This is a genomic window from Anditalea andensis (assembly GCF_000714815.1).
GTDB classification, from domain to species: domain Bacteria; phylum Bacteroidota; class Bacteroidia; order Cytophagales; family Cyclobacteriaceae; genus Anditalea; species Anditalea andensis.
Genome location: NZ_JMIH01000022.1, coordinates 110,422 through 133,610, shown reverse-complemented (window position 1 = coordinate 133,610; position 23,189 = coordinate 110,422). Strand labels below are relative to the sequence as shown.

15 protein-coding genes are annotated in these 23,189 nt (G+C 40.4%); 7 read left to right on the top strand and 8 right to left on the bottom strand.

The features are described from left to right. Window positions 1-2: 2 nt before the first annotated feature. Complete coding sequence (locus EL17_RS22690; RefSeq protein WP_051720000.1) at window positions 3-596, bottom strand: hypothetical protein; 594 nt, start codon at window positions 594-596, stop codon at window positions 3-5. Between the two features lie 384 nt (window positions 597-980). Here EL17_RS22690 and EL17_RS13420 point away from each other — a divergent pair, with 384 nt between their 5' ends. Next, on the top strand, window positions 981-1,700 hold the full coding sequence (locus EL17_RS13420; RefSeq protein WP_051719999.1) for a lysoplasmalogenase: 720 nt from the start codon (window positions 981-983) through the stop codon (window positions 1,698-1,700). 194 nt (window positions 1,701-1,894) lie between these two features. Here the strand turns inward: EL17_RS13420 and aspS are convergent, their stop codons facing one another. Continuing rightward, window positions 1,895-3,661: an aspartate--tRNA ligase gene (gene aspS / locus EL17_RS13415; protein WP_035074965.1), complete on the bottom strand. Its 1,767-nt coding sequence runs from the start codon at window positions 3,659-3,661 to the stop codon at window positions 1,895-1,897. 325 nt (window positions 3,662-3,986) lie between these two features. Here aspS and EL17_RS13410 point away from each other — a divergent pair, with 325 nt between their 5' ends. Continuing rightward, window positions 3,987-5,273, top strand: coding sequence for a peptidoglycan DD-metalloendopeptidase family protein (locus tag EL17_RS13410; protein WP_035074963.1), 1,287 nt, complete (start codon window positions 3,987-3,989; stop codon window positions 5,271-5,273). Between the two features lie 260 nt (window positions 5,274-5,533). On the opposite strand, the gene EL17_RS13405 is transcribed toward EL17_RS13410, so the two are convergent. From EL17_RS13405 to EL17_RS13390, 4 genes are all read right to left on the bottom strand, one after another. Further along, entirely contained in the window at window positions 5,534-7,867 is a 2,334-nt protein-coding gene (locus tag EL17_RS13405) for an OmpA family protein (protein ID WP_051719998.1), read from the bottom strand. Window positions 7,868-7,869: 2 nt separating this feature from the next. Then, on the bottom strand, window positions 7,870-8,847 hold the full coding sequence (locus EL17_RS13400) for a PorP/SprF family type IX secretion system membrane protein (protein WP_035075495.1): 978 nt from the start codon (window positions 8,845-8,847) through the stop codon (window positions 7,870-7,872). A 91-nt stretch (window positions 8,848-8,938) separates the two neighbouring features. Continuing rightward, window positions 8,939-13,108 carry a DUF7507 domain-containing protein gene (locus EL17_RS22685; RefSeq protein ID WP_084166220.1) on the bottom strand — a complete coding sequence of 1,390 codons (4,170 nt, stop codon included), beginning with the start codon at window positions 13,106-13,108 and terminating at the stop codon, window positions 8,939-8,941. Between the two features lie 30 nt (window positions 13,109-13,138). Then, window positions 13,139-13,660 (bottom strand): hypothetical protein, encoded by a 522-nt coding sequence (locus EL17_RS13390; RefSeq protein WP_035074958.1) that lies wholly within the window; start codon window positions 13,658-13,660, stop codon window positions 13,139-13,141. A gap of 798 nt (window positions 13,661-14,458) precedes the next feature. Here EL17_RS13390 and EL17_RS13385 point away from each other — a divergent pair. Then, window positions 14,459-15,892 (top strand): aldehyde dehydrogenase family protein, encoded by a 1,434-nt coding sequence (locus EL17_RS13385; protein WP_035074956.1) that lies wholly within the window; start codon window positions 14,459-14,461, stop codon window positions 15,890-15,892. Beyond that, entirely contained in the window at window positions 15,892-17,022 is a 1,131-nt protein-coding gene (locus EL17_RS13380) for a DmpA family aminopeptidase (protein WP_035074953.1), read from the top strand. Before EL17_RS13385 ends, EL17_RS13380 begins: the two co-directional genes overlap by 1 nt. Here the strand turns inward: EL17_RS13380 and EL17_RS13375 are convergent. Together EL17_RS13375 and EL17_RS13370 are read right to left on the bottom strand one after the other, a co-directional pair. Next, window positions 17,019-17,972, bottom strand: a complete 954-nt coding sequence (locus EL17_RS13375) for a pyridoxal-phosphate dependent enzyme (protein WP_035074950.1) — start codon at window positions 17,970-17,972, stop codon at window positions 17,019-17,021. The two genes, EL17_RS13380 and EL17_RS13375, sit on opposite strands and share 4 nt — an antisense overlap. A gap of 172 nt (window positions 17,973-18,144) precedes the next feature. After that, the gene (locus EL17_RS13370; protein WP_035075491.1) at window positions 18,145-19,794 is read right to left on the bottom strand and encodes a S8 family peptidase; all 1,650 of its coding nucleotides are present in this window, start codon (window positions 19,792-19,794) and stop codon (window positions 18,145-18,147) included. A gap of 305 nt (window positions 19,795-20,099) precedes the next feature. On the opposite strand from EL17_RS13370, the gene EL17_RS13365 reads away from it, so the two are divergent. From EL17_RS13365 to alr, 3 genes are all read left to right on the top strand, one after another. Continuing rightward, window positions 20,100-20,786 carry a peptidoglycan DD-metalloendopeptidase family protein gene (locus tag EL17_RS13365; protein WP_035074948.1) on the top strand — a complete coding sequence of 229 codons (687 nt, stop codon included), beginning with the start codon at window positions 20,100-20,102 and terminating at the stop codon, window positions 20,784-20,786. Between the two features lie 110 nt (window positions 20,787-20,896). Beyond that, window positions 20,897-22,030, top strand: coding sequence for an amidohydrolase (locus EL17_RS13360; RefSeq protein WP_035074935.1), 1,134 nt, complete (start codon window positions 20,897-20,899; stop codon window positions 22,028-22,030). Next, window positions 22,030-23,187 carry an alanine racemase gene (gene alr / locus EL17_RS13355; RefSeq protein ID WP_035074932.1) on the top strand — a complete coding sequence of 386 codons (1,158 nt, stop codon included), beginning with the start codon at window positions 22,030-22,032 and terminating at the stop codon, window positions 23,185-23,187. The genes EL17_RS13360 and alr overlap by 1 nt, the downstream gene beginning before the upstream one ends. The last annotated feature ends 2 nt before the right edge of the window (window positions 23,188-23,189 follow it).

Here is a 23,189-nt window from a genome sequence, read left to right as displayed (position 1 = left end):
TTTTAATCTATCCTAGCCCCATCAAAGCGTGTCCGGATATCTGCACCTTGAAAAGTGTAAAAGTTGCCGTCTTCCAAGCCAGCTATATTCCGGTTTTGATAAAGGATATTATTGATGTTCTGCGTAAATATTCCGTCAAAAGTCGCTATGATACCATTGGATAACCTATAATCTGCTCCCAGATTTGCTCTGAATACCTGTGGGTACCGGAAATTTGGATCAGTCGCATTGATTTCAGAGGTAAAAGTAGGCAGTCCAAGTTCAGTAGCATTAGGCTGAGAAGCCGGGTCGGGATTAAATGTAAAACCGGCAGGAAAATCGCCCCGCTCCCGCTGGGCCTGTAGTAGGGCTATTTCTATCCCCGTATTGGAAAACTGGTTGGATAACCATACAAAAGGAAGTCTACCTGAAAACACCCCCAATCCTCCACGTAACTGCAAGGTAGCATCCCCCCTGGCATCCCAGTTAAACCCGACCCGAGGACTCCACAAAAGATTACCTGTAGGCATTCTATCGGTAGCGATGTCATACTGCTGGGCTATAGGTGAATTTAAACTGGGGATTTGCGCTAGGAGTATCCATAAATATAGGTGCATCTGCTCTTAAGACAAAAGTAAGTCTTAAATTTTCATTAGCCTGAAATTCATCCTGTATATAGAATTAAGGTTTATATACAGTATAAATTTTGTTATAAATTTTTCTAGAAAATACTAACATTTATATTCCCTGGTCTAGGGCTTTATCATTAAAAATACCACGGTCAATACAAAAAATAAAGGAATAATTAACCCATGGAAATCCTTATGTAAAGCACAGTAAAAATGAGGGTCAAAAATTTACCTTTAAACAAAGACCAAATAAAAACAGATATCTTATAAAAGGATTAATTGGCAAGAATGTATGCTTACCGCGTGCTTTTTTGAAATAGTAAAAATAAAGCCTTTATATTTAAAATATGTTTTACCGATTGATTTGAATCCATGGCCCGAAAAGGAATCGTTTGGCTCTATGCATATCTGCTGGCAGGTATAGCTGACATAGCATTGGTAGCCCAAGACCTCCCCCAATACAGATATTATAGCAAACCATTATTGCTGCTTTCCCTTATCATTTATTTTTATAGTTATACCAAACTCATTAAAGGCAGTCTGCTGCGTAAAAGTATGGGTGCTGCGCTGGCATTTTCTTTATTGGGAGATATACTGCTCTTATTTCCCAATCTCTTTCTTTACGGACTGGGAGCCTTTTTGGTCGCCCACATGTGCTATATCGTAGCTTTTAAACTTACTCAGCACTTTCAGTTCAGCTTTAAAAAAGTAAATTTCATCAAATTATTCTTTTACAATTTACCTATATACCTCCCCGGAGCTTTCATTTATTTTCTGATAAATCCTAATCTTTATCATTTACGAACCCCTGTAGTGGTTTATCTGATCACCATATTGATGATGGCTTCTATTGCAAGGGAGCGTTTCAAAAGAACTCCTGCTGCCAGTTTCTGGCAGGTTTTCATAGGAGCCATTCTTTTTATGATATCTGATGGAATTTTGGCCTTGAATATGTTCTGGCAGCCGGTAGCGGATGCAGATGTACTGATCATGGGAACTTATATCCTGGCACAGCTGCTGATCGTGATGGGCATCAGAAGCCATCTTGTTTCCAGTGATAATATCATTGATAAGAGCAGAATAGCGGACTAGCAGAGACTGGATGAGGTATTTATTAAATAAAAAAACTAATGAATGCTAAGTACGCGCTTAAGTTTCCAGCTTAAAAGAAGAAAGATATTTGGTAGCTGTACAGCGCGGCATGAGATAAAAAAAATACCCAGCCTACATAAAACAGGCTGGGTATTGTGAAATTGCATTCATTTATAAGAACATCATCAAACATTCTACATTTTCTGCTCCTTCAATATATTCAACGCAATGCTCAGCTCTTTTAGCTGCTCCTCAGCAATACTACTAGGAGAATCAATCATTACATCCCGACCAGAGTTGTTTTTTGGGAAAGCGATAAAGTCTCTGATGGAATCGGAGCCACCAAATATGGCGCAAAGTCTATCAAACCCAAAGGCTATGCCCCCATGTGGTGGCGCCCCATATTCGAATGCTTCCATTAAAAAGCCAAACTGCTTCTGCGCCTCCTCTTCCGAAAAGCCAAGGTGCCTGAACATCAGCTGCTGCGTGTTCCGGTCATGAATTCTGATAGAACCCCCGCCTATTTCGACCCCATTGATGACAAGGTCATAGGCATTGGCTCTTACTGCACCGGGATCTGTGGCTAGAAGCGGTATGTCTTCCGTTTTTGGTGAAGTAAAAGGATGGTGCATAGCATGGTATCTCTGGGTATCTTCATCCCACTCCAGAAGAGGAAAATCGATGACCCACAATGGCTTAAATACATTGCGGTCCTTTAGCCCAAGCTCATCCCCCATTTTGAGGCGAAGCTCTGAAAGCTGCTTCCTAACTGGATTGGCCTCACCGGAAAGAACCAATATAAGATCACCAGGTGTTGCATCAAATTTATCTGCCCAAGTTTTTAGATCTTCAGGGGAATAGAATTTATCCACTGATGATTTAAGCGATCCATCTTCATTGTATTTTAAATAAACCAGACCTTTTGCGCCTATCTGCGGTCTTTTTACATAATCTGTCAGTGCATCGATCTGTTTGCGGGTATAGGAGGCCGCACCTTTGGCACAGATCCCCACCACAAGCTCTGCACTATCAAAAATAGCGAAACCTTTATCCTTCACTACCTCATTCAGCTCTACGAACTTCATGTCAAATCTGAGGTCAGGCTTATCGTTTCCGTAATACTTCATGGCATCAGCGAAGGTCATCCGCTCCACTATAGCTAGGTCTACCCCCTTTACTTCTTTAAACAGATGCTTGGTAAGCCCTTCAAAAGTATTTAAAATATCCTCTTGGCTCACAAAAGACATTTCACAGTCTATCTGTGTAAATTCAGGTTGGCGGTCAGCCCTCAAGTCTTCATCCCTGAAACATTTTACTATTTGAAAATACCGGTCAAACCCACTTACCATAAGCAGTTGCTTAAATGTCTGTGGAGATTGGGGCAAGGCATAGAATTCCCCTGGATTGACACGGCTGGGAACCACAAAATCGCGCGCTCCTTCCGGAGTAGATTTGATCAGTACGGGAGTTTCTACCTCTATAAAGTTCTGGGCATCCATGTACTTCCTAGTTTCCTGCATCATGCGGTGCCTAAGCTGAAGCTTATTTCTTACCACATTTCTTCTTAAATCCAGATACCTGTACTTCATTCTCAATTCCTCTCCTCCATCCGTTTCATCTTCTATGATAAAGGGAGGAACTTTAGAACTGTTCAGTACTTCCAGCCTGGCGACTTTGATCTCTATGTCCCCGGTAGCAAGCTTATCATTTTTGGAAGACCTCTCTATTACGGTCCCGGAAACCTGAATGACATATTCTCTCCCCAATCCCGCAGCCTTTTGAAGCAAAGATTCATCAGTAGACCCCTCTTCCAGGATCAGCTGTGTGATACCATACCGATCTCTAAGGTCCACCCATATGAGGCCGCCTTTGTTTCTGACCCGCTGCACCCAACCGGCCAATGTAACCTCTATATTAACATCACTTATGCGCAAGTCCCCGCAAGTATGTGTTCTAAGCATAGCTGTTTATTTATTTTTAAAACAAAGGAACAAATATAATGATATCCCATCAGATTACTAATGATGAAGGCATGCCGGGTTAAAAAACAATTAAAAGTTTTCCGCATACACTTTTACAAAATACATCTGTTTTAAATCAAATTTGCACATTTGAAGCGTCATATAATATTATTCTAAGAAAGATAAAATGGTTCTTCTTCGACAGTCAGATCAAAAAAATAGCGCTTTTAAAAGAAAAATATAAAAAATTTAAGATCACTATTTGGTTTTTAAGTAATTTATCAACTTATTTTGTACAAATAGACTAAATGAAAATGTATAGCAAATGAAGAAAATTTGGATCACGGTAGGCATAATCCTACTTTCGGCAGGGGGGTATAGCTATCTGAAATACGAATCCCAAGAACAGGAACTCCTTGCAAAAGCAGCCTTAGAGGAACTTATAGATGAAGCTGATGATGTCGAACTGGAAGAATTGCTCTATGGAATTCGGATCAATGAACTCGAAATAGCCGAAGGCCTAGTTGGCAAAAACCAAACACTGTCCACCATCCTCAGTCCCTTCAATGTCCCCTATCAGATCATCGATGAACTGGCCAAAAGATCCAAAGAAATTTTTGATGTGAGGAAAATAGCCTTCAATAAAAAATATACCATTCTTACCCCGAAGGACTCCTCCAAAGCCCAATTTTTTATCTACGAACCCAATCCAGCAGAATATGTGGTCTTCCGTTTAGACACAGTGGATATTTATAAAGAATCTAAACCTGTAGAGTTACATACCCGGGAGGTAGCCGGTACCATTACCAGATCACTCTATGATGACATGGTCTCTGAAGGTGTTTCGCTATCTGTAATAAATAAATTTGCAGATCTATATGGCTGGAGTATTAATTTTCAGGCTGTTCAGAAAGGTGACAAATTCAAGGTAGTCTATAACGAGAAGCGTGTAGAGGGAGAAGTAGTAGGGGTGGAAGATATTCAGATAGCATATTTTGAAAGTTCGGGAAGGCCTTATTATGCCATTCCATTTGAGCAAAACGGAGAAGTGGCCTTCTATGATCAGGACGGTAACAGTTTCAAAAAAGCCTTTTTACGAGATCCGCTAGAATACACCCGAATCAGCTCAAGGTATAATTTGAAAAGGTTTCATCCGGTGCAAAAAAGGTACAAGCCGCATTTGGGCACTGACTATGCTGCCAAAACGGGTACAGAGATTAGGACTGTAGGGGACGGAGTAGTGGTAGAAGCTAAGTTTACCAGTGCCAATGGGAACTATGTCAAAATAAAACATAACGGCACATATACTACTCAGTATCTCCATATGTCCAAAATAGCATCAGGGATGAAACCAGGTGCCAGAGTAAGCCAAGGGCAGGTTATTGGGTATGTAGGAAGTACTGGTTTAGCCACAGGCCCACATCTATGCTTCAGGTTCTGGAAAAATGGTAAACAGGAAGATTGGCTTAAAGAGGAAATCCCACCTTCCGAACCGATCCTTAGCCAAAATAAAATGGCATTTGATAGGGTGAAAATTGAAAAGCTAGATCAGCTTGCCAATATTCCTTATGCCGAAGATAAAGAAACCATTTTACTTACACGTGCAGAATAAAAAAAAAGAAGAGGCCTGAGCCTCTTCTTTTTTTTATGCTGAATACCCATTAAAATTTCTTTGATGTACTGTCAGGAGTTCCATTCCGGATTTTTTAAACTTTGGTGAAAATGCAGAAAACCTCTTTTAGATTAGACCTTAGTACTGCACTCATTTATCTTATTTTTTTCTTATTGGCACTTATCATTTAGAACAAATGCACATAGATAAAAAACTGGGATTCACGTAAATCCCAGTTTTAACAAATTAATTGTCAGCATTTATTCATTTATGATTCTAATCTCCGTTCTTCTGTTTTCCTGATGTTGCTCGGCAGTACAGTTTATACAATTGTGAACCGGTCTACTCTTGCCAAACCACTCATAATTCAGTCTGTCCATGTCTACACCTCTGTCTACGAGGTAATTTAAAACCGACTTGGCTCTTCTTTCAGAAAGAGATTTATTATATTCATCAGTTCCCCTTAGATCAGTATGGCCTTCTAGGGATAGTTTGAAATCCAATCTGTTTTTTAACATTACTGCCAGCCGCTCCAATGCCATCTTATTTTCAGTTCTTAGCGTAGCTTTATCAAAATCAAAATAGATTTTAGGAAGTACTACCAGCCCTTCATCTGCAAGCTGTGACCTTATCTTTTCTATCAGGTCATCACATTCGTCAAAGCCTGTAGGCAATTCATATGATCTACCGGTATCTGTAAATGCCTTCAATACAAGTTCACTCCTTCTGTTCAACTGGTGTTCCGCTTCAGGACAATGGATCCCATCTCCACAGTTATTTACCAGTTCATCTTCACCAAACCATGAAGAAGATATCCTCTCACTGCTGATTCCCTGATTGCCCATATACTGCTTCACGGCTTCTGCACGCCTGATGCTAAGCGAATCGTTATATACATGAGATGCCCGGGCATCAGTATGTGACCTTACCGTTAAATCTAAAAATGAATATGATTTCATCAGTTCGGCTAATTTATTCAAAGTTAGCTTTGCCTCCTCTCTTATGGTCGATTTGTCCAGATCATAATACATCAAGTCAACAAATACTGGCATATTATAGGGGATTTTAGCCAGTCGGTAATCTCTTTCTATCAGGTCTCCCTGAAAACCCTTGGTAGAAATGGTAGTATCTGTTTTAGTAAAATACCCTTCTTTTTCTATGGTGACTATATAGGCTGTCTCTCCATCCAGATCGGCCTTTATTTCACCTGCTGATCCTTTAGAAGTTGCCACTCGGGATCTCCTATCTACATTTTCCAATCTGAACTGATAGTCATCTTGGATAAGATTCCCATCACAATCCAAAATTCGGGCACGGAATCTCCGGAACATTTCCTGAATCAGATAAATATCATCTATGCCGTTACCGCCTACCCTATCTGAAGATACCACTGACTGGCCTTTATCAAAAATCGCAAAGGCATAATCATCCTGAGGGGAATTATAAGGAGTACCCATATTGATCACAGCGGAAAATTGGTCATCTGATACAGTAGCCTGATATACATCCAAACCACCCAACCCGGTATGTCCATCAGAGCTAAAATAAAAACGGTTCTCCACTTTATATGGATTTCTCTCATGCCCGGAAGTATTGACTTCTGGACCAAGATTTACGGCTTCCCCAAAATTAAAATCCGCATCATACGCCACATAATAAAGGTCATGTCCTCCAAGGCCACCAGCCATATCCGATGAAAAATAAACCCGCATATTCACCTCGTCTACAAAAGGTGTGATCACCGAATGTTCCAGGAAAGCATTATAAGGAAATGCAGTATAATCTATAAATTCGCCAGCATCATTTAAACGGCTGAAATATATTTCTGGATGAATGGAAAATTCCCTTTGTTTTACCCGCTTCACTTCCCGGGTCACGGTATAGAATACGACAGGCTGATTTTTCAGAAAGAATGGATCCGAGAAATTATAAGTATCTGGTACCGGGGAACGGACTTCAGTAAATCCGTCTTCCTCTACTTTATACACACTTAAAAAATCCCTACCTGTCCAACCGTACACTTTACGGTCAAATCTGTTTCTCCCGTCTATTCTTACTAATGGACGTCTGGAAGCTTTACCATCTCCAAATTCGCCCCTATCAGAAGTAATATAGATATGGCCCTGATTGTCCTTCGCAAGCCCAAAATCCGCAAACCTGGAATTAAGTGAATCTATAGGTGAAATAATGGCAGTGCCTTTTAAAGACAAACTTTTAAATGCTGCTTCATCCACTTCATTGCCCATACGTTTGTTTATCTGAATATAGGCTTCTGTATTACCTATCCGCAGAGCTGCTTGAGCAAAAGACGCGGAATCTTCCCGAGTGGCTTCTTCAAAGTCAAGGGTCATCCTCCACCAGTCATAGGCATTTTGATAATTCCTGACATTTTCAAAAGACCGGGCAGCCCTCTTAGCAGCATGGTATATAGGCTTTTTTTCGTAAGCCTTTACGTATACCTCCGCAGCCTCTTTGTAATTAAGCATATCAAACTGCCTGTCACCATACCTGATAGCGGCATTTTGGGCCAAAACTTCAGAACCAAACCCAGCACCCAGTGATAAAACAAATAATAACAAGTATATCTTTTTCATAATTAAAACCATCTGGAGTTTTTCATTCTAACATTTCGTGGGCTGATGTAATATCCTACAGAAAGCTCATGTGAATTATTTCTCAAGTTACTCAGCACATTCGTATTGTGGTCATAAGCATATCCCAACCTTAAATTTTCAGTAGCAAACAGTTCCACTATAAAGGCTATAGCGTTTCTATTGCTAAGGTTGGTGGGAACATATTCGGAATTTAACTTCAGATTAGACCTATAGCTGGCTCCTACCCATACCCGATCCATAAAGAGAAACATCCCGTTCAGATCTATATTGGTAGGCGCAGCACCGGACTCTTCTTTGATCAGAAAAGAAGGTTTAAACTGGACCTGTTCAGAGATGGGAAACAACGCCCCTGCTGTGAGATAAAAATGTCTATTGTGAAAAGCCAATGCAATATCTTCTCTTTCCAACGACTGTCTTCCTACTAAGTTATATGCACTGAACCCCGCATAAAATCTGTCGGTATTAAAGAAGATTCCCGCATTCATATTAGGTGAAAACATGTTTACCCTACCTTCTGGTACATAAACATCGCCAAAATCGTTGGGATTGAACAAAGAACCATCTATTACAAATTCAGAAATGCCACCACTTATCCCAAATCCCAGGTAAGACTGGAATCCTGTCTGTATCCTATAGGCATAGGTTAACAATGCTGAGGAAGTCTGTGTAGGCCCTATTTTATCAGATAAAATGGATGCACCAAAGCCCATAGCTCCTTCATTGGCACTGAGATCTGCGGTGACGGTAAAAGTCTGGGGGGCACCCGGAAAATCCATCCACTGGCTCCTATAAGTGCTTTGCACATAATGTTCCCCTTTATACCCGGCATATCCAGGATTGATGTGAAGGCCATTGAACATGTATTGGCTGAACTGTGGCAACTGCTGCCCCATAGTATCACCAATAGAAACTACACCTATCAGCAGGATGATTGATAAAATTTTAAAAATATTTTTCATCTGATTATATTTTGTTTTTTTGGCCAGATGAAATCTCTCAAGGTATATAATCTTACCATTATAGGAGGTTTTCCCCATGCCCGATTTCATCTCAATTAGCGTTTTTAATAACTTGTATCCATCCTTTGAATGTAGTCTTCTGGCCATTTGTACCAGTGGATACCATTACATAATAATAAGTTCCGGGATTGAGACCCTCTGCAGACCAGTTGTTTTGATAGTCACCGGATTCAAATACATGATCACCCCATCGGTTGAATATGACAATATCATTTCTTTCAAATTTGTCTAAACCATGGATGATAAACATGTCATTTTTGCCATCCCCATTCGGCGTGATTACATTGGGAAAAAAGATAGGTCTGATCGTATTTTCATCTACCGCTGAGTTGTCTTCCGGTAGACTGTCTTCCTGATCAGCAGTAACCAATACTTCGTTGACCACCGTCCCAGCATTCCCTGCTTTTACGGTCAGCGTAATGGTGACTGCGGTCTGCGCCGGGAATGACGGAAACCTCCAAGTCAAAGTGCTGCCTACTACATCCGCGAGTACTTCTACTCCTTGAGAAACATTACCGCTGATATATGTCAGGTTTCCTGGCAAATCATCTGTGACCAGGACATTGGTGGCATTTACATCACCTCTATTTTCTACCCTTATTTCATATGTAAATTCATCCCCTTCATATATTTGGGCATTCATAGATGATTTGGTAATAGAAAGATCCACAGATGGAGATAGTATAGTGACCTCAGGTGCTTCTGCAGATACCTGGGTGGTGCCGACTATGGCTGTTGCCACATTGATCACCTGGCCAGCGGTTACTGCCAGGGCATCTATTTGTATATTAACAGTTGCTCCGGGTGCCAAAGTAGCTATAGTAAAGATCAGGTCATCAGACCCGGCTATGCTCGAAGAAATAAACATTAATGCTTCAGGGAGTAAATCTTGAATCTGTATGTTTTCTAAAACTACCGTTCCTTGATTTATAAGATTAATGTCATAAGTGACCATCTCTCCTACCATTAAAGAGGTAGTATTAGTAGTTTTTGATAGGCTGATATCAGCATCTTCCAAAATTCTGAATGTCACATTTCCTATATCCCTGTTAGAAGGATTAGCAGTTTCTCGCAATTCATAAACCAGATTATAGGCCCTTGCCTCTGCTGCATCAGGCAAGATGCTTAAGGTTCCATCTGCTTCTATGATCAATCCGATCACACCATCCAGATCTGTAAAGGTGAAGTTCACCTCTTGGGCATTTACAGTGCTACCGTTCAGAAGGTCATTATTCAGTATGTTTCCTAAGCTGCCACCCTGTGCACTGAGCAAAGAACCAAATGCATCGTCGTTTGCCTGAATAGTGACAGGGACAGGATCTGTGGGAACTATAGGATCTACAGGATCTACAGGAGCTGTAGGCATGTATATGGTAAGGGTATCTTCAGCTCCAACATCATTCCCGCTTTCATCAAGCGAAGCAGCTGAGGCTACATTAGTTACCATGCCTCTTTCCACATCAATGGCCGTGACGGTATAGGCAGTGGTGAATATTGCTGTAGCTCCAGGTGCTAAAGAAGATATTACATCTTCAAATGCTGTCAATGGATCCAACACCGTTATATCGTTCAAAACAGTATTGCCTATATTCCTCACCGCAATGGTATAAGTAATTACTTCACCTGCTACAGGCAATATGTCCGTATCAGCAGATTTAATTACTGCTAGCGCTGATTCACCCATTACCGTAACGGTAACTGGTACAATTGAACTTTCACAGCCACTGGCAGACACCTGATTTACATATACCGTATATACACCTGGAGTAGCCAGCGATATAGATGGTACCGCTTCCAATGGCCTCTCCCCGTTAGCATCGTCATACCAGCTCAATGTATTGCCTTCAGCTGCCGTCGCTAAAAAGAAGACATTTCCCTCCCTGGATTCAAAGGTCTGATGGGTTACACTTGGTGCATCTACATTATTTACTACAGTAATATTGACTGCCACTTTTTCTCCGATGCAGTCTTCAGAATATCCTTCTGCTATAAAAAATTGGTAAGTCCCTGTTGCTAATGGCTCCCCTTCATTTATAAATTGTGCTAAATAAGCAGTTATTATGTTTTCATCTTCAGAAATTGTAAGCGAAAAGGGGCTTTCATCAGCTTCATTCGCATAACCGTATAAGGTCAGTGTTCTGCCATCATAACCTATATTTGCTTCAGGAGCAGGTATCCCGGCTATATCATCACCCTCACAGATGATATGATTTTCTACCGCCGGAACAGAAGCTATATTTTTTACTATAATAGTAAATCTATAAGCACAGGATAGTCCTGATAATCCGTCTGGAACGGCCACATATACCGCTTCCCCTGGCGTAGCTGGAAAAGGATTTTGCGCTGTATACTCGATCAGGTCTACATTATTTCCTGGCATCATATTATAGTACCTCAACCCTTCGGGGAAATTCTCTTCTATTACTGCCAGTGGAATGTTTTCTCCATCGTAATTACAGAATTCATAACTCAGAGGACGACCTAAGTTTTCACAAGCTGATCCGTCAAAATCATCAAGGTTGATAGATATGTTTAATGGAGCAGTGATAGGTTCGCCTACGCATGTACCCCCTTCCTGGTATCCTGTGATAAATGGGATGTTATTGAAAGGCGAGGCGGATATTCCACCTATACCTGACAATCCTCCCTGTACAGGGATACTTGGGACACATTCATCTACTAAAAGTATCAAACAGTCTTCAGTAGCTCTCAAAGTATAATTAAGACTCGCCAGGATATAATCCCTGCCCTCTTCTAGGGCAGAAGGAAGGGGCAGATCACCTATATTCCATATGATCGAACCATAAGGACCTCTGTCTGCATCAAAATATGCCTGCCCTTCTGTACTGTTAGCAAAAAAAACTGCTCCTGAAGTTCCGATATGCGAGGCGGTAAAAGGGAGAGGAATTACCAATTCTACATTTTCCAAAGGCTCAGATCCAGTATTAGTTATATCAACCTGAAACCCTACTTCCTGACCAGGGACCACTGAAAAATCCGTGTCGGTCACTTCCTGTCCATTTATAGTCACTACCTTATTAGCACCTAAAATATCCGGAACATAAGCATCCGCTGAAAAAGTCAAATTGTAAATGATATACCTGTCCCTGGTACTGCCATATCTAAACCGGGTAGATGTCTGGCTATTTCCTATTACTGAATTATCAGGATTAGGCACATTGAACATAGCTATATCCATGCCTGTATTGTTCACCAGCGCAGGCATCCTGGGAGTACCACCGGTAATGATGGAGGAATTGAAAAAATTATCCGGAGTATTACCTGAGTGGCTCAACCTTAGAAAATTTCCCGTATTGACTCCGCTTTCTATTTCAAGGTAATTTCCAGATAGATCTTCATCACCTTCCCCGGCCATAATTCCTAATTTAATATTTACAGGTCCGGATTGGGATGTTTGAAAACCTTCTATCGGAATCTGGTATTCCAGCGCCCTGCTTCCAGTAACATATGCGTGGCCATCAAAAACAGTCACATCTCTCCAATTCATTTTGGAATTCTCATATACTACTACCATACCCCAGCCACCGTAGTAGCCTACATCAGTATCACGGCCTTCTGTAGTAGCTATATCAGCCACAAAATACTGACCTAAACCATTGCTTTTTACCAAATCAGTGACCTCAGCATAGGCCGAGTACATTAAACTTTCACTGTTTTCAGGAAAATAAATGTTATTGGGCAAAGCGGTGATCGTCTGGTATTCTCCACTGGCGTGTTTGATTTTTACCTGTCTCTTATTTAAAGTCTTGGTAACACCGTTTTTGGTGACTTGAAACTCCATAGGACTGAAAGGCCCTCTAGATGCCCGGCCAGACCAGTAAAGACCTGCATATATGATTTCAGAACATTCAGGAATTGAATTATTCTCTTCAGAAAATACGAGGGTAGCAGCAGACGAATTAAAAGTATTGGGATCACCATCCACATCTACATAGATCATGGTGGTATTATTATTACCTGACGGAGAATAATTCTGCATGGTCATGTTGGTGTTGCCCATCATGGTGAAATCCCCTCTTATGTTATAAACAGTCCTTTCAGGAGAGGCTGAACTGGTTCTTTGTGCAAAAGGCACCTGTACCTGGGACATTCCCGAATGCACCATCCCCAACATTAAAATCAAAACGGCAAAAATAAATCGATATATATTTAGTGCCTTTATACTGTAAATAGGTCTCATATTATAGATTTTAGAAATCCCTTGATTTAATTAAAAAGGTCGGGCAGATTCATATAGAAAGACTATCTCTGACTGCTCAAATCCCTGTACCCCGGGCACCTCAGTAGGAGTGGACTCAAATTCCAAACTGAAAAATACATATGCCAACAAGGGCAAATTGGACACATCTGCAGGCCGAAGCTTAAAAGCCATCAGTTCCTGCTGGTCTTTAAACTTGACTATTAATAGTTTAACAGAACCAAGTGATTCATGGCCCTCCTGTATTTTCATAATATCACTTGCTGAAATATAGGCCACCGTGGTAGGGGCATTTCCTTTAGGGACAAATGTTCCTTCGTTAACATATACAGTGGGCTGCACACCAAAGGCAAGAGTTTCCAGCTCAGTAGCTATTTCTACCTGCTCTGCCTGTGAAATAAATTTTTGTACCGCTATCACTTTTTGCTGAGCTGATAAGGGATTAAAAAAAGTGATAAGAAAAAATAGAATAAGCGTAAAACCGGAATTTACTGCAATTGAAGCATTACTAGAATTAATATAATATTTCCCCATATACTTGGTGTTTAGTACTATTTATTAATGAAATGAACTTCCCTTTTACCTATTTTTGAAAAAGTAATTCTTTACATTCAGGACGTAAATATACAGATTTTTGTTTTTCAAATAAAAATAAATGAATTTAAATTTTTATGGTGAGGGGGTTTATTCATCGGTTTGATTTAAAAAAGGGCATTTAAACAATAAAAAGTCGACTTTTATAGAAAAAAGAATGATAAAGAAATAATAATTTTAATATAGGGATTTTAAAAACAACAAAAAATAAGTAAAAAAAACGAATAACTTGAATGCGTTCAATAGGGATATGTACATACTTATGACCATATAACCTCATATGATCAGTACGTTAGGTGAGCAGATAGTGTCTAATGCGCCCTGATCAAAAGAGTATACATAACGATGAGTACATCATTAAACATTGGGAGAGTCAGTGCATATCACCTATACTATCAAAAATCAGCCATTATATCCGGATCAAATGGCAGGCATTCATTAAAAAAAAACAGGTATGTCTACCTGTTTATATTAATTTTTATTTTACTCTTATGAGAAGATTTTTTTCTTCCTAACCTTTGGATATAATCTCTGATAATCTTCAGTCTCATTTTTTCAGGCAGATTGATTTGAGTTGCCAATTTTTCTATACTCCACGTCATAAGTTATTTTGTCATTATGGTAATACTCAATAAATTAACGAATTACTTCCTTAAATGTTACGTTATGTTTTAATCATTTATGATATCCATTTGAAAATTAAAGAATAGATACTAAATTGTTTAAAACCACCTTTCTATGGATCCTATTGCCCTTCATATTCAAGCCAATGTAGATCTGATTTTTAACAAGCAAAGACACCATGCCCTGCAATTAAGATTAAGTACTAAGGAAGAAAGATTGATCAAACTAAAAAAGCTTCAAACCTGGATCAGAAAAAATATAGGCGAAATAAGAAATGCTTTATATGCGGACTTAAAAAAGCCGAGTGTGGAAGTAGATCTATCAGAAACCTATGTAGTTCTGGCAGAAATTAATTTAGCAATAAAAAATCTCGGGAAATGGATGCAGCCTACCAAAGTGAACAATCCGATGAGCATGGCCGGTATCCAATCCTACATCCAGTATGAACCGAAGGGCACCTCATTGATCATATCACCATGGAATTTTCCATTTCAGCTGGCCATTACCCCACTGGTATCTGCTATAGCTGCAGGATGTACGGCTATAATAAAACCTTCAGAAATGTCTGTACATACCTCCGCTCTACTGAGCAGAATGGTTGCAGAGGTTTTTGCCGTTGAAGAGGTAGCGCTATTTCAAGGAGAAGTAAATGTTGCTGAAATGCTGCTTCAAAAACCATTTGAACATATCTTTTTTACAGGAAGCCCTTCAGTAGGGAAAACCGTAATGAAAGCAGCTGCTGAACATCTGGCATCTGTCACGCTGGAACTAGGCGGAAAAAGTCCTGCCATAATAGATAAAGGAACCAACTTAGACGATGCTGCACAAAAAATCGCATGGGGAAAATTTATGAACAGTGGCCAAACCTGCATTGCCCCAGATTACCTTTTGGTAAATTCCAGCATATTAGATAGCTTTCTAGTCCATTTAAAAGCCCAAATTATAAAAATGTATGATCCTAAAGGAAAGGGTATCCATAAAAGTAAAGATTATGCCAGAATCATTAATGGCAAAAATCTGAAAAGAATCAGCAGATTATTAAATGATGCTCTACTGAAAGGTGCCGTCATGCATTTTGGGGGAGAAATAATCGAAGAGGAATGCTTTATAGCCCCTACGGTACTTACCCATATCTCCGAGGAAATGGATATCATGAATGAAGAAATTTTTGGTCCACTGTTACCGATCATTCCCTACGAAAACATCAAGGAAATACCTTGTATGATCAATAGTAAGCCCAAACCTTTGGCCATGTATGTTTTTTCAAATGAAGCATTTGTTATGGATTACATTTTAAGCCATACCTCTGCAGGAGGTGTTTGTATAAATGACACAATAGTCCATTATCTTCATCCAGAATTACCCTTTGGTGGTGTTAATAACAGCGGTATAGGCAAGTCTCATGGATACCATGGTTTCTTAGCATTTAGCAACCAAAAATCAATTTTGAAACAAAAAACAGGTTTTACTACTAACAAAATGCTTTATCCACCGTATGGATTTGCTGAAAAGAAAATAAGTGAAGTCTTTATTAAACTATTTGGTTAATGAATAAATATGTATGTACGTTTATCACTTTCTTGGCCACGATGACGGTAAATGCCCAGATAATGCCCAGAGCCCTTGGATTTGAATTTGGTGTGATGACACCGGGCACTCATAATGCCATCACCGATGTGGCAAATGTACTCGTAGGTCAGGTAACCCTTATAGAAGGAAACGACATCCGTACAGGAGTGACTGCCATTCTACCCCACCGTGATAATATCTTTCAGCAAAAAGTACCTGCAGCAGTGCATATAGGAAATGGATTTGGAAAACTAGCAGGATCTACCCAGATAGAAGAACTTGGAAACATGGAGTCGCCCATCATTCTGACCAATACATTAAGTGTAGCCGCCGGAATAGAAGGAATAATAGAATATACCTTTTCTTTTCCTGAAAATGACAAGGTATATTCGGTCAATGCAGTGGTGGGTGAGACAAATGATGGCTATCTGAATGATATAAGAGGTAGACATGTAAAACCCACCCATGTGGTCGAAGCCATAGCAAAGGCAAAATCCGGTCCTGTGGAGCAGGGTAATGTAGGTGCCGGTACAGGTACGGTTTGTTTTGGTTTTAAAGGGGGGATAGGATCATCTTCCCGAAAACTGCCAGAGACTTTAGGTGGCTATACAGTGGGCGTTTTGGTCCAGACTAACTTTGGCGGGGTATTACAGATAGATGGAATGCCGGCAGGAAAGCTACTGGATCAATATTCCTTTCAAAATCAACTGGAATCCGCTGACGGATCATGCATGATCATCATCGCCACTGACGCCCCCATTGGAGAAAGAAACCTTAAACGACTGGCGGAGCGCGGGATGCTAGGACTCGCCCGGACAGGAGGAATCGCATCCAATGGATCTGGGGATTATGTTCTCGCATTCAGCACAGACCCCAATTCTCGCATTTCACACCAGAGCAGGCCGCTAGTTTTAGAAAATACCCGGTATCTTAGAAATGATGATATGACTGCACTTTTTTTAGCTGCCATTGAAGCTACTGAGGAAGCCATTATCAATTCCCTATTTGCAGCCCAGGATATGAGCGGTAGAGATGGTCATACTGTGAAAGCCCTACCTATAAAGGAAATAAGGGCACTAAAGGAAAGCCTGAATACAACAAACCGTTAAAAGGGTAATTTAGATAAATCGACATTGCCCCCTGATAGTATGATCCCAACATTTTTTCCAGAAAACCTATGTTTATGAGCTAGCAAGGCCGCCAGGGGCACAGCGCAAGAGGGTTCTATGATGATCTTCATCCGTTCCATGATCAGTCTCATCGCAGCTATGATCTGGCTTTCATCCACGGTAATGATCTCTGCTACATGTTCTATAATGATCTGAAAATTGATTTTGCCCAGCGAGGTGAGCAGGCCATCTGCGATGGTATTGGGTCGGATCATGGGCATTAGTTTCTTGGCAGTAAAGGATTGATAGGCATCATCTGCACCTTCTGGTTCTCCTGCGATCACCTGAAGTCCTGGATTAATATAGTGAGCAGTCAGGGCAGTCCCAGAGAGAAGCCCACCTCCTCCTACAGGAGCCATTATGATATCAAGATCAGTTATTTTATCTAATAATTCCAGCGCACAGGTAGCCTGGCCCTCTATTACATCCATATGATCATAGGGAGGAATAAAAATGGCACCTGTTTCTCCTACCACCCTTTCCAAAGTTGCTTCTCTGTCAGCCTGTGTAGGTTTACATTCTATGATAATCCCTCCATATCCTTTGACCGCCTTTTTTTTTATCTCTGGGGCAGTATCGGGCATGACTATATAAGCAGGAATACCTGCAATCTTTGCAGCTCTAGCTAAAGCAGCTGCATGATTTCCACTACTGTGAGTAGCCACACCTGCTTTCTTTTTTTCATCATTTAGTTTGCTTACTGCATTTGCAGCACCCCTTGCTTTGAATGCTCCTACTTTCTGGAAGTTTTCACATTTAAAAAAAATTTTACAGCCCGCTATTGCATCTATGGCAGACGAAGTAAGTACTGGGGTATGGTGTATAAAAGGCTCTATTCTTTTATGGGCAGCAATAATGTCTTCCAGTGAAGGGTAAGTTAATATTTTCATTGATGAATAAAATTATAAGATTGGGAATTTAAGCCCATATTTTTCCCATCCTGATAGGATGGATAGCATATGATAGCTTTCTACATCATTTGGTATGGTAAGCACGAATAATAAAGCTCTTTCCCATATATTGGAAAAGAGCTTTGAATTGGTTATTTTTTATTCAAAATAATCACAATCTCATTTTACCTCTGGAAACCCTATCTGCCATGATCAGGGCATTGTAAGCATTGGCTATTTTTCCAGATCTTGAAATTTCTGAAAGGGTGACGGAAGATTCCTCTTCTCCTCCTATCTGCACTTTAATATCAGGTGATAGTCCGGATTCCATTATAATTTGCTTTACCTGGTTGGCAGTAAGCTTTGGATAATAAGATCTGATCAATGCAGCCAATCCAGCAACTGCCGGAGCCGCCATAGAGGTCCCGCTCTGGTATTCATACTCATCTTCAGGCATAGTGCTGTATATCTGCGCACCTGGGGCAAAAACATCTACATTTTGCCTGCCGTAATTGGAAAATGGAGCAACTAAACCTTGTCCGAAGCCTGATGTCAAAGCCCCTACCGTCAATACATTATCAGAAATTTCTGCTACACCTGCCAGCATATGATCATTCGGATAGTTGGGGTTAGCTGGATCATCTAAGTCGATTCCATCATTACCAGCAGCATGTACTATAAGTACATCATGTTCAGCAGCATATTTTATCGCATCATATACCCATTCAGCATTAGGAGAAAATGATTTGCCAAAGCTGGCATTGATAATCCTAGCCCCGTTATCCACAGCATACCGGATCCCTAAGGCAATATCCTTATCATATTCATCACCATCCGGAACTGCACGGATGCTCATTATCCTAACATTATTCGCCACTCCCCTAACACCTTGCTCATTGGTTCGGTTGGCAGCAATAATGCCTGCTACATGCGTCCCATGGCTTTCTTCTTTTACCAATATCATCGGATTACCATTGCCATATGGCTGATCATCTATGTCATAAGGGTCATCTCCTACCGGTATCCTTCCGTTAAATTCTACATTCAGATGAAATTTTATTTGGTTCTGATAGTGTTCCAAACCTTGATCTATCATTTTCATTACCGTACTGATACTATCTTCCATTGAAAGCATTTGCATCAATATGCCCACATGATTTTCAGAGGCCCTACCCTGTGACCGAAGTTTCATCAGATCATCCTGTCCATAATGGTCTTTTCCCAGTTCCTGACGTACAGTAGAATCTGCTTCTCCCAACATCTGGCCTATCTGCCTCATCTGCATGATACCCTGCATGCTTTCGGTATACGTTTCATCATATTTGGCTTTGGCTGCCTGCTGGAGTTCATCATCGCCTATATTGCGCTGGAGGATACGGGTAAATTCCAACTGTTCATGATAAGAATCCCCCAAAAAATTATATCCATGTACATCATCTACATAGCCATTGCCATCATCATCTGCATTGCTGCCGGCTATCTCCCCACTATTCACCCAAAATAATCCCCGAAGATCTTCATGCTCCAGGTCTATCCCTGAATCAAGTACAGCTACTGTTACTGTTTCACCTGTCCGGTTTTTTATAATTTCAGAATAAGCTCTATCTACACTCATACCAGGAATGGTATCTGTTTTCAGATCCAAATGTAACCAGTTCTGCTTTTCATATTCGTTTAGTTCAGCATTCTTTGCCTGTACAGCTTGTACATCACCTATAGGCTGCAGGCGTGCAGTAGTGGCACAGCCTGATACACTTGCCACTAGGGTAAAAGCAAATATAAGTTTTAAAAAATCGTGCAAACTTTTAGTCTTTAAATTCATAAGTACCTTTTTAATTTTCTTATTATCTTCATCTTCCAAAATAATTACTCATCCTTCCAATTTGAAAGACATCTTTATCTTCCCCATTATCATATATATCTTCTCCCAATCAGGTTAAAACAGGAAGTTTATAATTGAATAAATGTTTACCAATATCTGTTAACACTTCTAAAAATAGAAAACTAATCTATATAAAAACTAACCTCAAAGGGATTATTTTTAAATTTAATGAGTTGATTCAGTAGAAATACAATTAAGAAGTAAGCCTTCTTCTTACAAAAGAATATAAAACATTTAATTGACCCATGACTTTACAGCTTATTCCTAATATATCACCTTATCCCCTTATGGGAGAAGTACTTAATGACCAGAACACCATCATCCTAGACTTCACAGAAGCCAATACAGCCCTTGCGGCAGTGGATTTGAAAAACCCGTTGGCATTTCAGGAATTTGTCTTTGGGCAGATGAAAGGGAAAAAGTTTGGAATAGGGGGATATTTAGAAAACCGACAGATTTACCGTCGGTCTGAAGTGTTTGCTTCAGGAGAAAAGTTCAGAAATATACATTTGGGAATAGACATATGGGCTCCCGCTGGTAGTAGAGTACATGCTCCTCTTTCGGGTACCGTCCACAGCTTCAAGGACAATATAGGTTATGGTAACTATGGCCCAACTATTATTTTGCAGCATCAATTAAGCGACCGGGTGATTTACAGCCTATATGGACATTTGGGTTCGTCAGATCTAGATGGTCTTTATGAAGGCAAGGAATTTGCTAAAGGAGAACCTATATGCCATCTGGGAGAAGAGCATGAAAACGGAAACTGGCCTCCTCATTTGCATTTTCAGCTGATGTTGGACATGAAAGATTTAAAAGGAGATTTTCCCGGTGTCTGCTGTGGTGATGATGCTGAATATTACCAAAGCATTTGTCCCGATCCGAATTTTATCATCCGATATCAGGGACTACCATCAACAAATAAAACATAAAAAAAGATTAAAAGACTTTCTATGCCATTGTTTTAAATCCGATTTATCATCATCCTCTCTCTAAATGGACAGTCCGAGAAAGATTTCCACTTAAAACAGTATTAGACCTAATGGATCAATCAAATCTAAAAACCCTTATAGAATTTAGAAGACACCTTCATCAATACCCAGAAATATCCGGAAAAGAGGTCAATACAGCCAGAAGGGTAAAAGATTTTTTCAAATCATGTCCTCCTGATGAAATCATAGAAGGAATAGGAGGGCATGGGATTGCTTTCACTTATAAAGGCGCTGAAGATGGTCCCACCACGCTCATCAGGTGTGAGCTGGACGGTCTTCCTATTTATGAAAAAAATGATTTTGTTTATGCCTCCAAAAATCCAGGATCATTCCATGGCTGTGGTCATGATGGCCATATGGCCATAGTGGCAGGAGTAGGAATGCATCTGACTGCACATAAACCCAAAAAAGGCAAGGTAGTGCTTCTCTATCAACCTGCTGAAGAAACAGGGGAAGGAGCAGCGGCAATTTTAAACAGCAAAAGGTTTCAAAATATCCAACCAGACTATGCTTTTGCGATTCATAACCTCCCAGGTTTCGACTTAAATCAGATCATATTAAAAGTAGGGGCTTTTGCAGCAGCTTCTAAAGGAATGATCATCCAGCTAAAGGGCAAAACTTCTCATGCGGCACACCCTGAAGCGGGTAAGAGTCCATCAGAAGCTATGTGTAAACTGATCGTAGCTTTGCCGAAATTGCCTGAAGATATAGATAATTTCACTTTGCTCACCGTAGTCCATGCCCTACTGGGGTCGGAGGCTTTTGGCACCTCCCCGGGTGAAGCCACTGTCATGGCCACCCTCCGCGCCTATGAAGATGATGCCCTGAACCTTCTTACCTCATATGCTGAAACCCTGGCACGGCAGTTGGCACATGAATATAGCCTGGAGATTGATATAAGCTATACAGAATCTTTTGCAGCTACGGTAAACCATTCTGGAGCATATGAGATAATAAAAACAGCAGCCAAAAACATAGGTTTATCTATGGATGTACTGGACACACCATTTAGGTGGTCTGAAGATTTTGGGCAATTCTCTAAATCCGCCAAAACCACTATAGTAGGTCTTGGGGCAGGTAAATATCTGCCACAACTACATGAACCCACCTATGATTTTCCGGATGAAATTTTGGAGATAGGAATATCACTTTTTATAGAAACCTTAAAAGATTTAAATTACTGATGCAGGGAACTTCCTATATAGAAATCAGCAGGTCTGCCTACAGAAAAAACCTTAAATTCATGCGGTCTCAGGTGGGGGAAAAACCTATTCTTTCTGCAGTAATAAAAGGCAATGCTTATGGTCATGGTATCGAAAATATGGTGAAGATAGCTGAAGAGGCAGGTATCAGACATTTCAGTACCTACAGTGCGGATGAGGCCTACAGGGCATATAAAGCCTGTAAGAAAGAAAGCCAGATAATGATCATGGGTATGGCCACTGATGAACAGTTGGATTGGGTAATAGAGAATGGAATCGACATATTTATGTTCGAGTCTGATAGACTGGAAAAAGCCATAGACATTGCAAAAAATAAAGGGAAAAAAGCGCGCATCCATATAGAAGTAGAAACCGGGTTTAACAGAACAGGATTTGATTGGGATCATCGGGAAGCGCTTTCAGCAATCCTGCGAGCAAACCTAGACTATCTATCGCTTGAAGGCCTTTGTACACATTATGCAGGGGCAGAAAGTATAGGCAACTATGTAAGGGTCCATCGGCAAATAGAAAAGTATCATCAGTTCAAAAATTATTTTTCTGAACAGGGGCTTCCTTTTTCTATCTATCATACAGCCTGCTCAGCTGCAGCCCTCTCCTATCCGGAGACCATCATGGATATGGTACGTATTGGTATTGCATTATATGGTTTTTGGCCCAGTCAGGAAACGTACCTCGGTAAGTACAAGGATCTAAAAGCATACCCGGGAAATAACCCTCTTCAAAGATTATTAAGCTGGAAAAGCCAGGTGATGAGTATCAAACATGTAAAAAGAGGCGAATTTATTGGATACGGAACCAGTTTCATGGCACCACGTGATATGACGATAGCCTTGGTTCCGGTAGGCTATTGCCATGGGTTCTCCCGAAAATTAAGTAATCTGGGAAAAGTACTGGTACAGGGAAAAATCCTGACAGTAGTGGGAACTGTCACGATGAATAGTATAGCTGTAGATGCCACTGATCTTAAGCATATAGAACGCGGCGAACCAGTAGTCATAATAGGAAAACAAAAGAAACAGGAATTAACCGTGGCATCCTTTGGAGAATCATCTAATCAGGTAAACTATGAACTGCTGACCCGTCTACCCCTGGATATAGAAAGGAGAATAGTCCCATAGGG

What these genes read in the sequence shown, in the direction of transcription:
- EL17_RS13420 (WP_051719999.1), top strand. Translation starts at nt 981, where the DNA reads ATGGCCCGAAAAGGAATCGTTTGGCTCTATGCATATCTGCTGGCAGGT.
- EL17_RS13405 (WP_051719998.1), bottom strand. Translation starts at nt 7,867, where the DNA reads ATGAAAAAGATATACTTGTTATTATTTGTTTTATCACTGGGTGCTGGG.
- EL17_RS13360 (WP_035074935.1), top strand. Translation starts at nt 20,897, where the DNA reads ATGGATCAATCAAATCTAAAAACCCTTATAGAATTTAGAAGACACCTT.
- EL17_RS13380 (WP_035074953.1), top strand. Translation starts at nt 15,892, where the DNA reads ATGAATAAATATGTATGTACGTTTATCACTTTCTTGGCCACGATGACG.
- EL17_RS13385 (WP_035074956.1), top strand. Translation starts at nt 14,459, where the DNA reads ATGGATCCTATTGCCCTTCATATTCAAGCCAATGTAGATCTGATTTTT.
- EL17_RS22685 (WP_084166220.1), bottom strand. Translation starts at nt 13,108, where the DNA reads ATGAGACCTATTTACAGTATAAAGGCACTAAATATATATCGATTTATT.
- EL17_RS13375 (WP_035074950.1), bottom strand. Translation starts at nt 17,972, where the DNA reads ATGAAAATATTAACTTACCCTTCACTGGAAGACATTATTGCTGCCCAT.
- EL17_RS13400 (WP_035075495.1), bottom strand. Translation starts at nt 8,847, where the DNA reads ATGAAAAATATTTTTAAAATTTTATCAATCATCCTGCTGATAGGTGTA.
- EL17_RS13410 (WP_035074963.1), top strand. Translation starts at nt 3,987, where the DNA reads ATGAAGAAAATTTGGATCACGGTAGGCATAATCCTACTTTCGGCAGGG.
- alr (WP_035074932.1), top strand. Translation starts at nt 22,030, where the DNA reads ATGCAGGGAACTTCCTATATAGAAATCAGCAGGTCTGCCTACAGAAAA.
- EL17_RS13390 (WP_035074958.1), bottom strand. Translation starts at nt 13,660, where the DNA reads ATGGGGAAATATTATATTAATTCTAGTAATGCTTCAATTGCAGTAAAT.
- EL17_RS13365 (WP_035074948.1), top strand. Translation starts at nt 20,100, where the DNA reads ATGACTTTACAGCTTATTCCTAATATATCACCTTATCCCCTTATGGGA.
- EL17_RS13370 (WP_035075491.1), bottom strand. Translation starts at nt 19,794, where the DNA reads ATGAATTTAAAGACTAAAAGTTTGCACGATTTTTTAAAACTTATATTT.
- EL17_RS22690 (WP_051720000.1), bottom strand. Translation starts at nt 596, where the DNA reads ATGCACCTATATTTATGGATACTCCTAGCGCAAATCCCCAGTTTAAAT.
- aspS (WP_035074965.1), bottom strand. Translation starts at nt 3,661, where the DNA reads ATGCTTAGAACACATACTTGCGGGGACTTGCGCATAAGTGATGTTAAT.